Here is a 15,516-nt window from a genome sequence, read left to right on the forward strand (position 1 = left end):
TCAAACCGCTTAACGAGGGCAAATTTCCGACTCTGGGAAGAAAAAAGCAATTTCACGCGCTGCTGATGCAGGACTGTCACTGCCGTGCACCGAGTTGTGACGCATACTCAATGCATAGTCAGCGCGAATGGTGCCACAAGCCGCTTCTTCTGGGTTGGTTTTACCCATCAATTCACGGTAACGTGCAATGGCATTTTCGCCTTCTAGAACCTGAACCATGATGGGTCCTGAAGTCATGAACTCTTTCAATGCTGGAAAAAATTCTTTTCCTTCGTGCTCAGCGTAAAAGCCACTTGCTTGTTCATCATTAAGATGCACCATTTTTGCCGCGATGATGTGTAATCCTGCCTTCTCAATGCGGTGGTAAATTTCACCGATTAAGTTGCGTTCTACAGCGTCAGGCTTAATGATCGAAAATGTTCTTTCTAGAGCCATAAGGTGTCCCTTTATTTCATGTCGTTGTTATAGTCCAGCAGCCCAATTGGGCTGCTGTGAAGTATTACTTATTCGCTTGTGTCACTAACAGGTTGGCCAGAGTACAAACCCCCATTCCTGTCGCACCCGCAGACCATTTGTCGCTGGCTGACTTACGGTAAGTTCCCGAGCAGTCAAAATGCAACCAACCTTTTTGGTAATCTTGTACAAAGTAAGAAAGAAATGCCGCTGCCGTGCTGGCACCAGGAGAGTAGTCACCGCCGCTGATATTAGACATATCAGCAAAGTTTGATGGCAGCATTTCACGATGGAATTCTGCTAGTGGCAGCGGCCACAAACCTTCTTTTTCTTCTGCTGCTGACTTTAGTGCTTCTTGCGCAAGAGCTTGGTCAAACGTCAGTAGCGCGTGGTAATCGTTGCCTAGCGCATTTTTCGCCGCGCCCGTTAAGGTCGCGCAATCAATGATCAACTCTGGATTTTGTTCCGAGGCATAAATCAGGCCATCTGCAAGTACTAGGCGACCTTCCGCGTCGGTGTTCATGATTTCAACTGTCTTACCGTTTTTGTAGGTAATCACATCACCCAGTTTCAACGCTCGGCCAGAAATCATATTTTCTGCACAGCATAGGATCAGTTTTACGCGCTTGTTCAGTCCGCGCATGATCGCGAGGCCTAGACCACCGGTAATCGTACCCGAACCGCCCATGTCCGCTTTCATTGAGTCCATGAAATTGGACGCCTTGATGCTGTAACCGCCAGAATCGAAGGTAATACCTTTACCGACTAGACATGCCCAAACAGGCGCATTCTCATCACCCGTTGGGTTAAAGTCGAGTTGAAGCATTGCTGAAGTGCGATCAGAACCACGGCCTACGGCGTAAATGCCCTCCCAGCCTTCAGCAAGCAGATCTTTATCTTTGACGATACGCGCTGTCACTGTGCCTTCTGGAGCCACAGAACGAATGAACTCCGCCGCCATCGTCGCAAGTTGGCGAGGGGCGACTTCTTCAGCCGGTTTGTTAATGATATCGCGAGTGAACTCAGTGGCTTTAATGCGCGCTTCCAGCTCTGCTTGTGCTTTCTCTTCTAGCGCAACCCACTCAAGTTGGCTGTATTTTTTCGGATTACGATAACCTTGGTGGAAAGCCCAAATCGCTTCCACATCCCAACCTTCACCTGTAAGAAATACACTCTTAATGCCTTGAACATCAAACTTGCGCGCTGCGCGTTGGATTTTAGTTAAATCCGTACTTTCGCCTGTATGGATAAGAGCGCCCAGCTCATTGAATGATACCAGTGCTTTCTCGCCCCACTGTGGAGCGGCGACTTCGTGACTTAAAAATACAGACATCTGTGTAGACATGGTTTCTCCTTGCCTTATAACGGCGCTACCTACGCCTTTCTATTGGAATAACTCACGGATGTTAGCATTATGTAGGGTAGAAATGTCAAATTGATAAAAAAACGGACCAAAAGGTCCGTGTTTTTTAATGAATTTTGTTAACTCGGCTGGATTTATTCCCATTCATCCAACCAGCAAAGAATCACCGCTTCGAGGATCTTTTCATTGGAATGATTGGGCTCGTCATCAAAACCATCAATTTCTAGAATCCATTGATGAAGATCGGTAAAACGCACCGTTTTGGGGTCCATCTCAGGAAAGCGCTCACAAAGCTCAATGGCGATATCACGCGAATCTGTCCATTTCATACTTATCTTCCTTTGAAACATTCGTCACTTCAGCAACAGTTCACTAAGTCAAAAGACCCAGAAAACTGCGCAACACATCGATTAATGGTCTTCCGATGCGTGGTTTAGCGTGTATTTTGGAATCTCAACCACTAGGTCTTCATCCGCCACTTTCGCTTGGCAGCCTAAACGCGATTCAGGCTCTAGCCCCCATGCTTTGTCGAGCATGTCATCTTCTAACTCATCGCTTTCTTCAAGTGAATCAAAGCCCTCACGAATGATGACGTGACACGTAGTACAAGCGCAAGACTTCTCACACGCGTGCTCAATCGCAATCCCATTTTTCAGTGCCACATCTAATACTGTGTCACCACTGTTTGCTTCTAGCACGGCACCTTCTGGGCACAAATCTTCATGAGGCAATACAATAATCTTAGGCATAGTTGTTACTCTTAAATAGTGTCAATTGACTGGCCAGCCAGTGCTGCACGAATAGACTTATCCATTCGACGAGAGGCAAAATCTTGGCTCGCTTTATCAGTGTCTTTAATACCTTGCTCAATCGCATTCGCTTCGTTGCCATTGCGCAGTTCAATCAAGGATTCAATCGCTTGCAGTAAGGTGGCTTTTTCAGCTTCGCTGAGTAGCTCATCCCCGTCAGCTTGCATCGCGGCAATAAGACCTTCAATCACTCGATCCGCTTCTACACGTTGCTCAGCTAAAGCGCGAGCTTGCATGTCTTCTTTGGCATACGTCATGGAATCGCGAAGCATGTTCGCCACTTCGTCATCACTCAGACCATAAGATGGCTTCACTTGGATTTCCGATTGAACACCTGTGCTTTTCTCCATCGCGGTCACTGACAGCAGGCCATCGGCATCCACTTGGTAGGTAACGCGAATATGAGCAGCACCAGCCGCCATTGGCGGAATGCCTTTGAGTGAAAAGCGAGCGAGCGAACGACAGTCATCCACCATCTCACGTTCACCTTGAACAATATGGACGCTCATTGCGGTTTGGCCATCTTTGAAGGTGGTGAACTCTTGAGCGCGTGCCACCGGAATGGTGGTATTGCGAGGAATGATTTTCTCAACCAAACCACCCATGGTTTCAATCCCCAACGAAAGAGGGATCACATCCAGCAATAGCATTTCAGAATCAGGCTTGTTGCCCGCCAGAATATCCGCTTGAATACCAGCGCCAATGGCAACCACTTCATCAGGGTTGATGTTGGTTAATGGTGTGCGACCAAAGAACTCACCCACCATTTCGCGAACCAATAAAGTGCGAGTAGAACCGCCAACCATGACCACTTCAAGTACTTCGTCAGCGTCCACATCTGCGTCTTTCAACGCTCGACGACAGGACAGCAGCGTTTTTTTCACTAGCGGACGAATCAGCTCTTCAAATTGCTCACGCGTGACTACGCCTTTCCAACCAAAGACCTCTACTTCAACAGAGTCTTGCTCAGAGAAAGCAATCTTAGTGGCCGTCGCAATGTTCAATAGGGTGCGGTTTTTTTCTGCGCTCAAAGGCGTCTCTAAGCCCGCTTGCTCGGCAAGAAAATCGGCCAACAGATGGTCAAAATCATCACCACCTAATGCAGAATCACCGCCGGTGGCCAATACCTCAAACACTCCTTTTGACAGGCGCAAAATTGAGATATCAAACGTACCACCACCCAAATCGTAGACCGCAATGACCCCTTCTTGGCCAGAGTCTAAGCCATAGGCAATGGCGGCGGCTGTCGGCTCGTTCAGTAAGCGAAGCACATGCAGGCCGGCAAGTTTCGCTGCATCTTTAGTGCCGGCTCGCTGCGCATCATCAAAGTAGGCAGGAACGGTAATGACCACACCAGAAAGCTCACCACCGAGGCTCTCTTCTGCGCGTTTTGCTAGCACTTTTAGGATATCGGCAGAAACTTCAATTGGGTTTTTGTCCCCTTGAGCCGTCTGGAGAACAGGCAAACCATTCTCACTGGCTTTAAAACGATAAGGCAAAGAAGGATAACGAGTTTGGATGTCCGTTAACGAACGACCCAATAAACGTTTTACTGAGATGATGGTATCTTGTGGCTGAGATTCAGACAGCGCTTTCGCCGCGTAGCCGACAATCGCCTCTTCATTGGCATAATTAACAATCGATGGAAGAAGGCTACGACCTTGAGCATCTTTCAAAGTGTCTGCGGTGCCGCTTCTGACCGAAGCGACCAAAGAGTTAGTGGTACCAAGATCGATACCGGCTGCTCTTTTGTGCTCATGAGGTGCCGAGCTTTGGCCCGGTTCTGCAATTTGAAGTAATGCCATGATGGATCCTTGTTTTTCAAACTAGCCGAAGAGTTTCTCTTCCACTAGCTCTATTTCATTCTTTAGTTTGGCAATAAATTTCAGCTTACGTACGCGATCGGCGGCTTGTGGCCACTGAGCGTCATTCAGCTCTTGCTCAATTGATGCGAGATGTTGTTTATACATTTTGCTCACTCTGGCATCAAACGCCGCCAAAGCACTCTCAGCATCTGAGCGATGAGGGATCTCTTCCAACTCTTCACGCAATTCCATCTGTTCCATCAGAAACATGGGATCTTGCATGGTTTGCTGCTCACCTCGGATTTCTAAACCGTTTTGCGCCAAAAGGTATTCCGCACGAGAAATGGGATTCTTAAGCACCTGGTAAGCATCATTAATTTGTGCCGCTTTTTGCACTGCTAACAAACGATCGCGTTCAGAAGCGGTCGCAAAATTGTCCGGATGGAAGCGTTTTTGCAATTCTCGGAACTGAGAAGAAAGAAGGCTACCATCCAGCGAAAACTGAGGTGGTAGCCCAAACAATTCAAAGTGATTCATTGATCTATGGTCCTTGAATAAATCTTCTGAGCCAATGGTAACGGCTCAGAATTTCAGTCATTAGACGTTGAAGCTTTCACCGCAACCACATTCACTTTTCGCATTTGGGTTGTTGAATTCAAAGCCTTCATTCAACCCTTCTTTTACGTAGTCTAGTTGCGTGCCGTCTAGATACACCAAACTCTTTTTATCGATAATCACTTTAACACCTGAATGCTCAAACACTTCGTCTTCTTCATTCAGTTCGTCAACAAACTCAAGGACATAGGCCATACCCGAACAACCGGTCGTCTTCACACCTAAACGTAAACCAATGCCTTTGCCTCGGTTATCTAGGAATGCTCTCACTCGACTTGCTGCGGATTCTGTTAATGTAACGGCCATACTGCACCTTAGTTAAATAGTTTACCAATGGAATGGGAGCGTAAGGCCCCCATTATAACCTCAAAAAACGCCTTAAAGTTGGTGTTTTTTCTTGTAGTCAGCGACTGCGGCTTTAATTGCATCTTCTGCAAGAATTGAACAGTGCACTTTCACTGGTGGCAATTCTAGCTCTTCTGCAATTTCCGAGTTTTTGATCGAAGCCGCTTCTTCGATGCTCTTGCCTTTTACCCATTCAGTAACCAATGAGCTTGATGCAATCGCACTACCACAACCGTAGGTCTTGAACTTTGCGTCTTCAATGATGCCTTCTGGCGTCACTTTGATTTGCAGTTTCATTACGTCACCACATGCAGGCGCGCCAACCATGCCGCTACCTACCGATGGATCTTCTTTGTCAAACGAACCAACGTTACGTGGGTTCTCATAGTGATCAATTACTTTTTCGCTGTATGCCATGATATTTACCTCGAATCCTCTATAACTTGTCTATGAATTGATCTTAGTGGTGAGCCCACTCAACCGTGTTGAGATCAATTCCTTCCTTGTACATATCCCATAGAGGAGACATGTCGCGCAGCTTTTCAACCGCTACACGGATTTGTTCAATTGCGTAGTCGATCTCTTCTTCCGTGGTAAAACGACCAAAGGAGAAACGAATCGAGCTATGTGCTAACTCATCATTGAGACCGAGAGCACGCAGTACATAAGAAGGCTCTAGACTCGCTGAAGTACAAGCACTGCCTGACGATACCGCAAGATCTTTTAGTGACATCAGTAGTGATTCACCTTCGACAAAAGCAAAGCTGATGTTTAGGTTGTGTGGAACGCGCTGGTCCAGATCACCGTTGATGGTCACTGCTTCCATGTCTTTCACGCCGTCTAGCAGACGATTACGCAGCGCTAACGCATGTTGGTAGTCTTTTTCCATATCAAGTTTGGCGATGCGGAAAGCTTCACCCATACCAACGATTTGGTGAGTCGCTAACGTCCCTGAACGGAAACCGCGCTCATGACCCCCACCGTGCATTTGAGACTCAAGACGAATACGTGGTTTGCGGCGAACGTAAAGTGCACCAATGCCTTTCGGACCGTAAATCTTGTGTGCAGAAAGCGAGATCAAGTCTACCTTCAGTTGCTGAACATCAATCGCCACTTTACCTGCTGACTGTGCTGCATCGACGTGGAAAATGATTTTACGTGAACGGCAAAGTTCACCAATGGCTTCGAGATCTTGAATCACACCAATTTCATTGTTCACGTGCATGATAGAAACCAAGACAGTATCTTCACGCATTGCGGCTTCAAGCTTGCTTAGGCTAATTAAACCATTTGATTCTGGCTCAAGGTAAGTCACTTCAAAACCTTCACGCTCAAGCTGACGGCAAGTATCCAGTACTGCTTTATGCTCTGTTTTGCTGGTAATGATGTGCTTACCTTGTTTTGAGTAGAAGTGAGCCGCACCCTTGATCGCTAAGTTATCCGATTCGGTCGCGCCTGAAGTAAACACGATTTCACGAGGATCGGCATTCAACAATTCTGCAATTTGCTCACGAGCAGTATCTACTGCTTCTTCTGCCTGCCAACCGTAACGATGAGAACGTGACGCTGGGTTACCAAAGTTACCATCCATCGTCATGCACTGAACCATTTTCTCAGCGACACGTGGATCTACAGGGCAAGTCGCCGAATAGTCTAGATAAATAGGCAGTTTCATTCTTCACTCCAATGTAAACTTTTTGGCCGCTTAAGAGCGGAAATTTACACCGATGGGCGCGGTGTTAATAGTTTTGTTAGCCAACCCATGATTCACCGCTAGGTTAATGTCCTGACGGTCAGAAATTTCGATGACTTCATTATCACTCATGAGCTCGCCAAGCGTGATGTTGTTTAGGAAGTCTGTAATGCGTGAACTCAGGTCACGCCAAAGTGTATGAGTAAGGCAGCGAGTGCCACCTTGGCAATCTCCTTTGCCCTGACACTTAGTTGCGTCAACCGATTCGTCAACGGCCGCGATCACCGTACCAATTGAAATGGTAAATGCGTCTGCGCCGAGACGGTAACCACCGCCAGGACCACGAACACTCGCGACCAAGCCCGCTTTACGCAGTTTGGAAAAAAGTTGCTCTAGGTAAGAGAGCGAAATCCCCTGACGCTCGGAAATATCAGCCAGAGGTACAGGACTTTTTTGCGAATGCAGTGCCACATCCAGCATTGCCGTTACCGCATATCTTCCTTTAGATGTCAGTTTCATATCACACCGTATCCACACTGTTTGTAATGATACGGATTTTTCCATACCCGACTAAAATGGTCAAGTATTTATTTGACTAAATTAGTCAGGTATTCATCCCTATGAATATAGGGGGTACTCGTATTACTTAAGGTTCTTCTCAACCGAGGTCAAAATGCCACGCAAAATATTGAGTTCTTGCGCTTCGGGACGGGCACGGCTAAATAGCCGACGCATTTTATTCATCACTTGGTTAGGCTGATCTGCTCGCACAAATTCGGTTTTCAATAACACTTTCTCTAAGTGCTGATAAAAGAGTTCTAGCTCATTGTGACGAGGATATTCAGCGACTTCTTGTGGCTCAAATTGACTTTGCTGGTGACGCAGATAAGCCATACGCACTTCATAACTGAGTGTTTGTACTGCCATCGCTAGGTTCAATGAGCTGTATTCTGGGTTGGCTGGAATACATACGTGATAATGGCAGCGTTGCAGCTCATCGTTGGTGAGACCAGTACGTTCGCGGCCAAACACCAAGGCAACATGACTCGTTTGCCCCTCTTGGACAAACTTTTCTGCGCATTCAAACGGTTCTAGCATCGGCCACTCAAGCGTACGGGAACGGGCACTTGAACCAACAACCAGCGCACAATCGGCCACCGCTTCTTCCAACGAGTTCACCACTAACGCATTCAATGCGATGTCCGCGGCTCCCGATGCCAAAGCGATGGCTTGAGCGTCAACCTCACATTCAGGCTGAACCAGCACAAGCTGAGATAAGCCCATCACCTTCATGGCACGAGCTGCAGACCCAATATTTCCAGAGTGTGAGGTACCAACAAGGACGACTTTTACTTTATCTAACATGCAAACTTTCAATGGCTGATTTCAAACCGCGGGATTTTATCATAGTTTTTTCCCACACCCTAGATTGGATATGAGGAGAACCGTTGTTATGCTCCCTGCACACTTTTTCATGTAAACGATTTCTTGAGCTTTGTCACATCTCGTCTAACCAAAGGTACAAAAATTAACCACTTCCTTTTTGAGTTTTCTCTGGTATACTCGCCGCCGCTTTAATTTGTTCTTTAACATCCGTTGGGAAATTCGTATGCATCCAATGCTAAACATTGCTATTCGCGCAGCGCGAAAAGCAGGTAACCATATTGCTAAATCACTAGAAAACGTTGAGAAGATTGAATCTACTCTAAAAGGCACAAACGACTTTGTGACTAACGTAGATAAAGAAGCTGAAACCATCATCATCGATACCATCAAAAACTCTTACCCAGAGCACTGCATCGTGGCTGAAGAAAACGGCCTGATCAATGGTAAAGATAAAGATGTGCAATGGATCATCGACCCACTGGATGGCACGACAAACTTTGTAAAAGGTTTGCCTCACTTCGCTGTTTCTATCGCCGTACGCATCAAAGGCAAAACAGAAGTTGCTTGTGTATACGATCCAATGTTAAACGAGCTATTTACCGCTCAACGTGGCTCTGGCGCACAACTGAACAACGCACGTATCCGCGTTAAGCAACCAAAAGACCTTCAAGGCGCAATCATCGCAACAGGTTTCCCATTTAAGCAAAAGCAACACTCTGAATCTTACTTCAAGATCATGTCTGCGATGTTTGTTGAAGTAGCGGATTTCCGCCGCGCTGGCTCTGCTGCACTTGATCTCTGTTACGTGGCAGCTGGCCGTGTTGATGGTTACTTTGAGCTAGGCCTAAAGCCTTGGGATATCGCAGCAGGCGAACTGATTGCTCGCGAAGCAGGTGCGATTATCACTGACTTTGCTGGTGGCACTGAGTATGTCAAGTCAGGTAACGTTGTTGCATCAAGTGCTCGTGGTGTTAAATCACTACTGAAACACATCCGTGAAAACGGCAACGAAGCGATTCTGAAGTAATCTCTAGCCCGTCACGCTGATTACTTTTGAATGAGCCCTCGCATTATGCGGGGGCTTTTTTATACCACCAAGAAAGTAACAAAAAAGCCACTGCAATTGCAGTGGCTTCAATCGATGATTCAAACAGAGCGTTAAGGCATCTCTTCGAATTCTGCACCTTCTTTCTCGACTTGCGGAGGCATTAAGTGCTCTTTCTGGATACCCAGTTTGAGCGCCAAAGCGGATGCCACATAGATAGAAGAGTAAGTACCAACGGTAATACCAAGTAGCAATGCGGTCGCGAAACCGTGAATCATCGCCCCACCTTGAACAAACAATGCAATCACCACAAATAAGGTCGTACCTGAGGTAATCAACGTACGGCTTAGTGTTTGTGTGATCGAGCTGTCCATGATCTCCGCAGGTTCACCCTTACGCATTTTGCGGAAGTTTTCACGAATACGGTCAAAGACAACAATGGTATCGTTGAGTGAGTACCCCACCACCGTCAGCAATGCCGCCACAATGGTAAGATCGACTTCGATTTGCATCAAAGAGAATACACCCAATGTGATGATAACGTCATGCGCCAGTGCCATTACCGCACCTGCCGCCAAACGCCATTCAAAACGCATCGAGACGTAGATCAAGATACAGATCAACGACACCAAGATCGCCAGACCACCCGCTTCTGTCAGCTCATCACCTACATTTGGACCAACGAATTCAATACGGCGCATCTCGACTGATTTGCCCGTACCTTCTTTGATCGCGCTTAGGATTTGGTTACCTAAGGTTTCACCCGCCATATCTTCACGAGGGCGAAGGCGAACCATGACATCACGAGCAGAACCAAAGTTCTGTACCGTTGCGTCACCAAAACCTTTGGCTTCAAGTGCACTGCGGATCTCTTCAAGGTTTGCCGGCTGCTCAAAGCCCACTTCAATCAGAGTACCGCCTGTAAAGTCCAGGCCCCAGTTCAACCATTTGGTTGAGAGAGTAAAAATCGACGCACCGATCATCAACAAAGAGAAGACAAATGCGAACTTCGACCAACGCATAAAGTCGATCGTTTTCTCTGCTTTTAGAATTTGAAACATAACAATTCCCAGCCTTAGATCGACAGTTTATTAATGCGTTTACCACCATAAAGCAGGTTCACGATACAACGTGTACCAATAATGGCCGTAAACATTGAGGTCAAAATACCGATAGAGAGCGTCACAGCAAAGCCTTTGATTGCACCCGTACCGACGGCAAATAGAATAATCGCGGTAATCAAGGTTGTGATGTTCGCATCCGCAATGGTGCTAAATGCATTGGCATAACCTTGGTGAATCGCTTGCTGAGGATTGCGTCCTTCACGCAGTTCTTCACGAATACGTTCAAAGATCAGTACGTTTGCATCGACCGCCATACCGACCGTTAAAACAATACCGGCAATACCTGGTAGTGTCATGGTCGCACCTGGAATCATAGACATCACGCCGATGATCAGGACAAGGTTTGCCATCAAGGCGACGTTCGCAATCAGACCAAACTTGCGGTAGTAAAGCAGTGTGAACAACATCACCGCAACCATGCCCCAAATACACGCTTGGATACCCATATCGATGTTTTGCTGACCCATTGATGGACCAATGGTACGCTCTTCAACGATTGAGATAGGTGCGATCAAAGCACCAGCACGCAGTAGCAGCGCAAGGTTATGTGCTTCAGCAGCAGAATCGATACCCGTAATGCGGAAGTTACGACCAAGAGCCGACTGGATCGTGGCTTGGTTAATGACTTCCTCATGCTTGGTCAAAATGACTTTGCCTTCTGGAGATCTGCGACCGCTGTCTTTGTATTCCGCAAACACGGTAGCCATTAGCTTGCCAATGTTTTTCTTCGAAAACGCCGCCATCTTGTTACCACCTTCGCTGTCTAGCGAGATGTTTACTTGAGGACGACCATATTCATCAACACTTGAACTTGCATCGGTAATGCTTGCCCCACTGAGAATAACGCGTTTCTTCAACACCACAGGACGACCATTACGATCTTGCTTGATCTCGCTGCCCGCAGGCGCTCGACCACTTGCGGCAGCGGCAAGATCCGCTTTGTCATCCACTTCACGGAATTCTAGCGTTGCTGTCGCACCTAAAATCTCTTTGGCACGGGCAGTATCTTGAACGCCTGGCAGTTCAACCACGATGCGGCTAGCACCCTGACGTTGAACCAAAGGTTCAGCAACACCTAGCTCGTTCACACGGTTACGTAGAATGGTGATGTTCTGTTCAACAGCGTAGTTACGAATTTCTTGCAGACGGGTTTCAGTAAAGGTAGCAATTAAGGCGTAACGACCATCTTTGTCTGACTCAACAAACGCCATGTCTGGATGTAGTTTTTCCAGTTCACGCTTCGCTTGAGCCAACTCTTCTGAATCGCGCAGCAACACTTCAACAGCGTCAGTGCCAAGTGGACGAATAGAACGGTAGCGAATTTTGGCATCACGAAGTTCGCTACGGAAGGCGTCCTCTTGCTGCCCAACCAGTTTTTCCATCGCGGCATCCATATCCACTTCCATCAAGAAGTGAACACCACCACGTAGGTCAAGACCCAGTTTCATAGGAGCAGCACCAATCGATTCAAGCCAATCTGGCGTTGCAGGTGCGAGGTTAAGTGCAACAATTTTGTCTTTGCCCAACGCTTCACTGATGATATCGCGAGCACTAATTTGCGTATCGGTGTCGTTGAAACGAACAAGAATGGATCCATTCTCTAAAGCAATGGATTTATGGGAAAGATTCTCTTTATTAAGAGCGTTAGTGACAGCATCCAGCGTTGACATATCTACAGAGGCGCCACGCGCCCCTGTAACTTGAATAGCCGGATCTTCACCGTAGATATTTGGAAGTGCGTACAAGGCAGAGATGGCAATGGCAAACATAACCATCAAGTACTTCCATAAAGGATAACGGTTCAGCACAGCGAGGATCCTCTAGCTGTTTTATAGAGATTTAAGCGTACCTTTTGGTAGCACAGCGGTAACGAAGTCTTTTTTGATCACAACTTCGTTGTTTGGGTTAAGTTCAATTGTCAAGAAGTCATTGTCTTCTGCAATCTTAGTGATTTTACCCACAAGACCGCCATTGGTCAGAACTTCATCACCTTTACCCATGGATGCCATTAGGCTCTTGTGCTCTTTAACACGTTTTGCTTGTGGACGGTAAATCATGAAATAGAAAATCACACCGAACATACCCAACATGATGAGCATTTCGAACATGCCGCCTTGTTGTGCGCCTTCTGCTGCTGCGTGAGCTTGAGAGATAAACATTAAAACATCCTCATTAACTTTTATTAATAATCCAATAAATTGGGTAACGCCACCTCATTTTCAAGCGAGTTCACTCACAAAAACAAGATGGCGTAACACTTTTTTACTATTGCGAACTTATGCCTGTTTACCGAGTGGTGGCACTTCGCGATTGCGTCGAGCGTAGAACTCTTCCACAAACTGCTCGAAGCGATCTTCATCAATCGCTTTACGAATGCTTTCCATGAGACGTTGGTAATAACGCAGGTTATGGATAGTGTTTAAGCGAGCACCAAGGATTTCATTACAACGGTCCAAGTGGTGCAGATACGACTTAGAGTAATTTTTGCAAGTGTAACAGTCACAGTGCGGATCGAGAGGGGTTGTATCCGTTTTATGTGTCGCATTACGGATCTTGATCACACCACCAGTCACAAATAGGTGTCCATTACGCGCATTTCGCGTTGGCATTACACAGTCAAACATGTCGATACCGCGACGAACCCCTTCAACCAAGTCTTCTGGTTTGCCCACGCCCATCAGGTAACGCGGTTTATCTTCTGGTAACTGAGGACAGGTGTGCTCAAGTACGCGATGCATGTCTTCTTTAGGTTCGCCAACCGCAAGACCACCGACCGCATAGCCATCAAAACCAATCTCTGTTAGGCCTTTAACTGACACATCACGAAGATCTTCGTAGACACCGCCTTGAACAATACCAAACAGGTTGTTTGGGTTTTCGAGCTTATCGAAATGGTCACGCGAGCGTTGTGCCCAACGCAGAGACATTTCCATCGACTTTTTCGCTTCAGCGTGAGTCGCAGGGTAAGGCGTACACTCATCGAAAATCATTACGATGTCAGAACCGAGGTCTTTTTGAATTTCCATCGATTTCTCAGCATCCATGAAAATCTTGTCACCGTTCACTGGGTTGCGGAAATGCACGCCTTCTTCGGTAATTTTACGAATATCACCAAGGCTGAACACTTGGAAACCGCCTGAGTCAGTCAAGATAGGACCTTGCCAGTTCATGAAATCGTGCAGATCGCCGTGCATTTTCATCACTTCTTGGCCAGGACGTAACCATAAATGGAATGTGTTGCCTAGTAGAATTTCTGCACCCGTCTCTTTGACTTCTTCTGGTGTCATACCTTTAACGGTACCGTAAGTACCTACAGGCATAAACGCCGGGGTTTGCACTGTTCCACGTTCAAATGTCAATTGACCACGACGGGCATTGCCATTTTTCTTTTTAAGATCAAATTTTAATTTCACGAAGCCTCCAACGTCAGAGAAACAGTCTGACGGTATTGTCACGGACGTTTCCGTCCCACCAGAGCGGTCGCGTTTTCCTTGCGAAAAAATGGAGTGAATCCATCCCTCTAGCCTGCTGCTAGCACTCGTTTTGCATGCAGCCAAGATTATCCCGATCTGCACCACTAAAATGAAACTTACTTCACTTTAGATAACATTTGTTGCGCTTTTTATTGCTTATTGCGTTTTCTTCTCAATGAACATCGCATCCCCGTAAGAGAAAAAGCGATATTGATTGGCCACGGCATGCTGATACGCATTCATGGTATGGTCATAACCGGCAAATGCACTCACCAGCATAATCAGCGTCGATTCTGGCAAATGGAAATTGGTGATCAAACAGTCCACCAACTGATATTGATAGCCAGGGAAAATGAAGATTTCCGTATCGCCAAAGAAAGGCATCAACTCTGTGCCGTTTTTCAACGACTCTTGCGCCGCGCTCTCTAGAGAGCGTACTGACGTGGTACCAACCGCAATGACGCGGCCACCACGTGCTTTCGTGGCTTTAATCGCATCCACCACCTCTTGTGGTACTTCTGCATACTCAGAGTGCATGTGATGCTCAAGAATATTGTCCACTTTCACTGGCTGAAATGTGCCAGCACCGACATGCAACGTCACGTACGCAAACTCAGCGCCTTTGGCTTTGATCTGCTCAAGCAGTTGATTGTCAAAATGCAATCCCGCCGTCGGTGCAGCAACCGCACCCGGTTTTTGGTTATAAACCGTTTGGTAACGCTCTTTATCCGCATCCTCATCTGGGCGGTCAATGTAAGGTGGAAGAGGCATATGGCCAATTTCTTCCAACACTTCGAGAATGGTTTTGTCTGCCTTTAAATGGAGCTCAAACAACGCATCTTGGCGTGCTACCATCTCTGCTGAGTATTGGTCTTCTTCCCCAAGAAAGACTAACGTCCCCGGTTTCGGAGACTTAGAACTGCGTACATGCGCGAGGAAGCGCTTCTCATCAAGCATACGCTCGACCAAGACTTCCAACTTGCCGCCCGATTCTTTACGGCCAAACATGCGTGCAGGAATCACTCGTGTGTTGTTAAACACCACAAGATCCCCTGCTTGAACCAGCTCCAACACATCTTTGAACGAGCCATCTTTTACAGCGCCGGTGTTGCCATTTAGCTGAAGTAGACGACTGGCGGTACGCTCCGATTGAGGATAACGAGCGATCAGTTCATCAGGTAAGTCAAAGTGAAAATCTGAAACTTGCATGCTACTGCTCTTGGTAAATTTGTCGAAATAAAGGAATTCTGTTGCGAGTAAAATTTTCGCAGTGGGCTAGTATAGAGCGAGACCAATCAATAGCAAGAAAAGTTCAGACTGAGAATGTAACAACTCGCCGCGCTCCTGACTTTGAGCTTGGAATGAAAAACGCACCACTCAATATGAGTGGTGCGTTTTCTTAGAA

Annotated in this window: 17 protein-coding genes; 1 reads left to right on the top strand and 16 read right to left on the bottom strand. The window is 46.9% G+C overall.

All coding sequences use genetic code 11. The features are described 5' to 3' along the window. Positions 1-9: 9 nt before the first annotated feature. The 11 genes from ndk to trmJ all read right to left on the bottom strand — a co-directional run bounded on the left by ndk (position 10) and on the right by trmJ (position 8,448). Positions 10-435 carry a nucleoside-diphosphate kinase gene (ndk, locus tag FC652_RS07085; protein WP_108653625.1) on the bottom strand — a complete coding sequence of 142 codons (426 nt, stop codon included), beginning with the start codon at positions 433-435 and terminating at the stop codon, positions 10-12. Positions 436-499: 64 nt separating this feature from the next. Then, a complete protein-coding gene (gene pepB / locus FC652_RS07090) occupies positions 500-1,798 on the bottom strand; it encodes an aminopeptidase PepB (RefSeq protein ID WP_176298035.1) in 1,299 nt (432 codons plus the stop codon). Between the two features lie 152 nt (positions 1,799-1,950). Continuing rightward, positions 1,951-2,145, bottom strand: a complete 195-nt coding sequence (iscX, locus tag FC652_RS07095; RefSeq protein WP_130250849.1) for a Fe-S cluster assembly protein IscX — start codon at positions 2,143-2,145, stop codon at positions 1,951-1,953. Positions 2,146-2,226: 81 nt separating this feature from the next. Continuing rightward, a complete protein-coding gene (gene fdx / locus FC652_RS07100) occupies positions 2,227-2,565 on the bottom strand; it encodes an ISC system 2Fe-2S type ferredoxin (RefSeq protein WP_011078532.1) in 339 nt (112 codons plus the stop codon). An 11-nt stretch (positions 2,566-2,576) separates the two neighbouring features. After that, positions 2,577-4,430, bottom strand: coding sequence for a Fe-S protein assembly chaperone HscA (gene hscA / locus FC652_RS07105; RefSeq protein ID WP_176298036.1), 1,854 nt, complete (start codon positions 4,428-4,430; stop codon positions 2,577-2,579). A 21-nt stretch (positions 4,431-4,451) separates the two neighbouring features. Then, entirely contained in the window at positions 4,452-4,967 is a 516-nt protein-coding gene (gene hscB / locus FC652_RS07110) for a co-chaperone HscB (RefSeq protein ID WP_176298037.1), read from the bottom strand. 60 nt (positions 4,968-5,027) lie between these two features. Next, a complete protein-coding gene (gene iscA / locus FC652_RS07115; protein ID WP_039424285.1) occupies positions 5,028-5,351 on the bottom strand; it encodes an iron-sulfur cluster assembly protein IscA in 324 nt (107 codons plus the stop codon). Between the two features lie 72 nt (positions 5,352-5,423). Then, a complete protein-coding gene (iscU, locus tag FC652_RS07120; protein ID WP_011078536.1) occupies positions 5,424-5,807 on the bottom strand; it encodes a Fe-S cluster assembly scaffold IscU in 384 nt (127 codons plus the stop codon). 43 nt (positions 5,808-5,850) lie between these two features. Then, complete coding sequence (locus FC652_RS07125; RefSeq protein WP_176298038.1) at positions 5,851-7,065, bottom strand: IscS subfamily cysteine desulfurase; 1,215 nt, start codon at positions 7,063-7,065, stop codon at positions 5,851-5,853. 30 nt (positions 7,066-7,095) lie between these two features. Continuing rightward, complete coding sequence (gene iscR / locus FC652_RS07130) at positions 7,096-7,602, bottom strand: Fe-S cluster assembly transcriptional regulator IscR (RefSeq protein ID WP_103155548.1); 507 nt, start codon at positions 7,600-7,602, stop codon at positions 7,096-7,098. Between the two features lie 123 nt (positions 7,603-7,725). Beyond that, a complete protein-coding gene (gene trmJ / locus FC652_RS07135; protein WP_045621496.1) occupies positions 7,726-8,448 on the bottom strand; it encodes a tRNA (cytosine(32)/uridine(32)-2'-O)-methyltransferase TrmJ in 723 nt (240 codons plus the stop codon). Between the two features lie 244 nt (positions 8,449-8,692). On the opposite strand from trmJ, the gene suhB reads away from it, so the two are divergent. Beyond that, positions 8,693-9,496: an inositol-1-monophosphatase gene (gene suhB, locus FC652_RS07140; protein WP_045621498.1), complete on the top strand. Its 804-nt coding sequence runs from the start codon at positions 8,693-8,695 to the stop codon at positions 9,494-9,496. A 131-nt stretch (positions 9,497-9,627) separates the two neighbouring features. Here the strand turns inward: suhB and secF are convergent, their stop codons facing one another. The 5 genes from secF to queA form a co-directional block, all read right to left on the bottom strand. Continuing rightward, entirely contained in the window at positions 9,628-10,575 is a 948-nt protein-coding gene (gene secF, locus FC652_RS07145) for a protein translocase subunit SecF (RefSeq protein WP_045621500.1), read from the bottom strand. Positions 10,576-10,589: 14 nt separating this feature from the next. Further along, the gene (secD, locus tag FC652_RS07150) at positions 10,590-12,446 is read right to left on the bottom strand and encodes a protein translocase subunit SecD (protein WP_176298039.1); all 1,857 of its coding nucleotides are present in this window, start codon (positions 12,444-12,446) and stop codon (positions 10,590-10,592) included. Positions 12,447-12,467: 21 nt separating this feature from the next. Next, positions 12,468-12,797, bottom strand: coding sequence for a preprotein translocase subunit YajC (gene yajC, locus FC652_RS07155; RefSeq protein WP_045621504.1), 330 nt, complete (start codon positions 12,795-12,797; stop codon positions 12,468-12,470). A 117-nt stretch (positions 12,798-12,914) separates the two neighbouring features. After that, positions 12,915-14,051 carry a tRNA guanosine(34) transglycosylase Tgt gene (tgt, locus tag FC652_RS07160; protein WP_013572355.1) on the bottom strand — a complete coding sequence of 379 codons (1,137 nt, stop codon included), beginning with the start codon at positions 14,049-14,051 and terminating at the stop codon, positions 12,915-12,917. Between the two features lie 216 nt (positions 14,052-14,267). Further along, positions 14,268-15,320 (bottom strand): tRNA preQ1(34) S-adenosylmethionine ribosyltransferase-isomerase QueA, encoded by a 1,053-nt coding sequence (queA, locus tag FC652_RS07165; RefSeq protein WP_011149594.1) that lies wholly within the window; start codon positions 15,318-15,320, stop codon positions 14,268-14,270. Positions 15,321-15,516: the final 196 nt, after the last annotated feature.

This window comes from Vibrio sp. 05-20-BW147 (assembly GCF_013369385.1).
Taxonomy (GTDB): Bacteria; Pseudomonadota; Gammaproteobacteria; order Enterobacterales; family Vibrionaceae; genus Vibrio; species Vibrio floridensis.

Excerpts from the sequence above, each read along its gene's own strand:
- iscX (WP_130250849.1), bottom strand. The coding sequence starts at position 2,145 with ATGAAATGGACAGATTCGCGTGATATCGCCATTGAGCTTTGTGAGCGC.
- hscA (WP_176298036.1), bottom strand. The coding sequence starts at position 4,430 with ATGGCATTACTTCAAATTGCAGAACCGGGCCAAAGCTCGGCACCTCAT.
- iscA (WP_039424285.1), bottom strand. The coding sequence starts at position 5,351 with ATGGCCGTTACATTAACAGAATCCGCAGCAAGTCGAGTGAGAGCATTC.
- suhB (WP_045621498.1), top strand. The coding sequence starts at position 8,693 with ATGCATCCAATGCTAAACATTGCTATTCGCGCAGCGCGAAAAGCAGGT.
- iscU (WP_011078536.1), bottom strand. The coding sequence starts at position 5,807 with ATGGCATACAGCGAAAAAGTAATTGATCACTATGAGAACCCACGTAAC.
- hscB (WP_176298037.1), bottom strand. The coding sequence starts at position 4,967 with ATGAATCACTTTGAATTGTTTGGGCTACCACCTCAGTTTTCGCTGGAT.
- yajC (WP_045621504.1), bottom strand. The coding sequence starts at position 12,797 with ATGTTTATCTCTCAAGCTCACGCAGCAGCAGAAGGCGCACAACAAGGC.
- iscR (WP_103155548.1), bottom strand. The coding sequence starts at position 7,602 with ATGAAACTGACATCTAAAGGAAGATATGCGGTAACGGCAATGCTGGAT.
- queA (WP_011149594.1), bottom strand. The coding sequence starts at position 15,320 with ATGCAAGTTTCAGATTTTCACTTTGACTTACCTGATGAACTGATCGCT.
- secF (WP_045621500.1), bottom strand. The coding sequence starts at position 10,575 with ATGTTTCAAATTCTAAAAGCAGAGAAAACGATCGACTTTATGCGTTGG.
- FC652_RS07125 (WP_176298038.1), bottom strand. The coding sequence starts at position 7,065 with ATGAAACTGCCTATTTATCTAGACTATTCGGCGACTTGCCCTGTAGAT.
- trmJ (WP_045621496.1), bottom strand. The coding sequence starts at position 8,448 with ATGTTAGATAAAGTAAAAGTCGTCCTTGTTGGTACCTCACACTCTGGA.
- fdx (WP_011078532.1), bottom strand. The coding sequence starts at position 2,565 with ATGCCTAAGATTATTGTATTGCCTCATGAAGATTTGTGCCCAGAAGGT.
- pepB (WP_176298035.1), bottom strand. The coding sequence starts at position 1,798 with ATGTCTACACAGATGTCTGTATTTTTAAGTCACGAAGTCGCCGCTCCA.
- ndk (WP_108653625.1), bottom strand. The coding sequence starts at position 435 with ATGGCTCTAGAAAGAACATTTTCGATCATTAAGCCTGACGCTGTAGAA.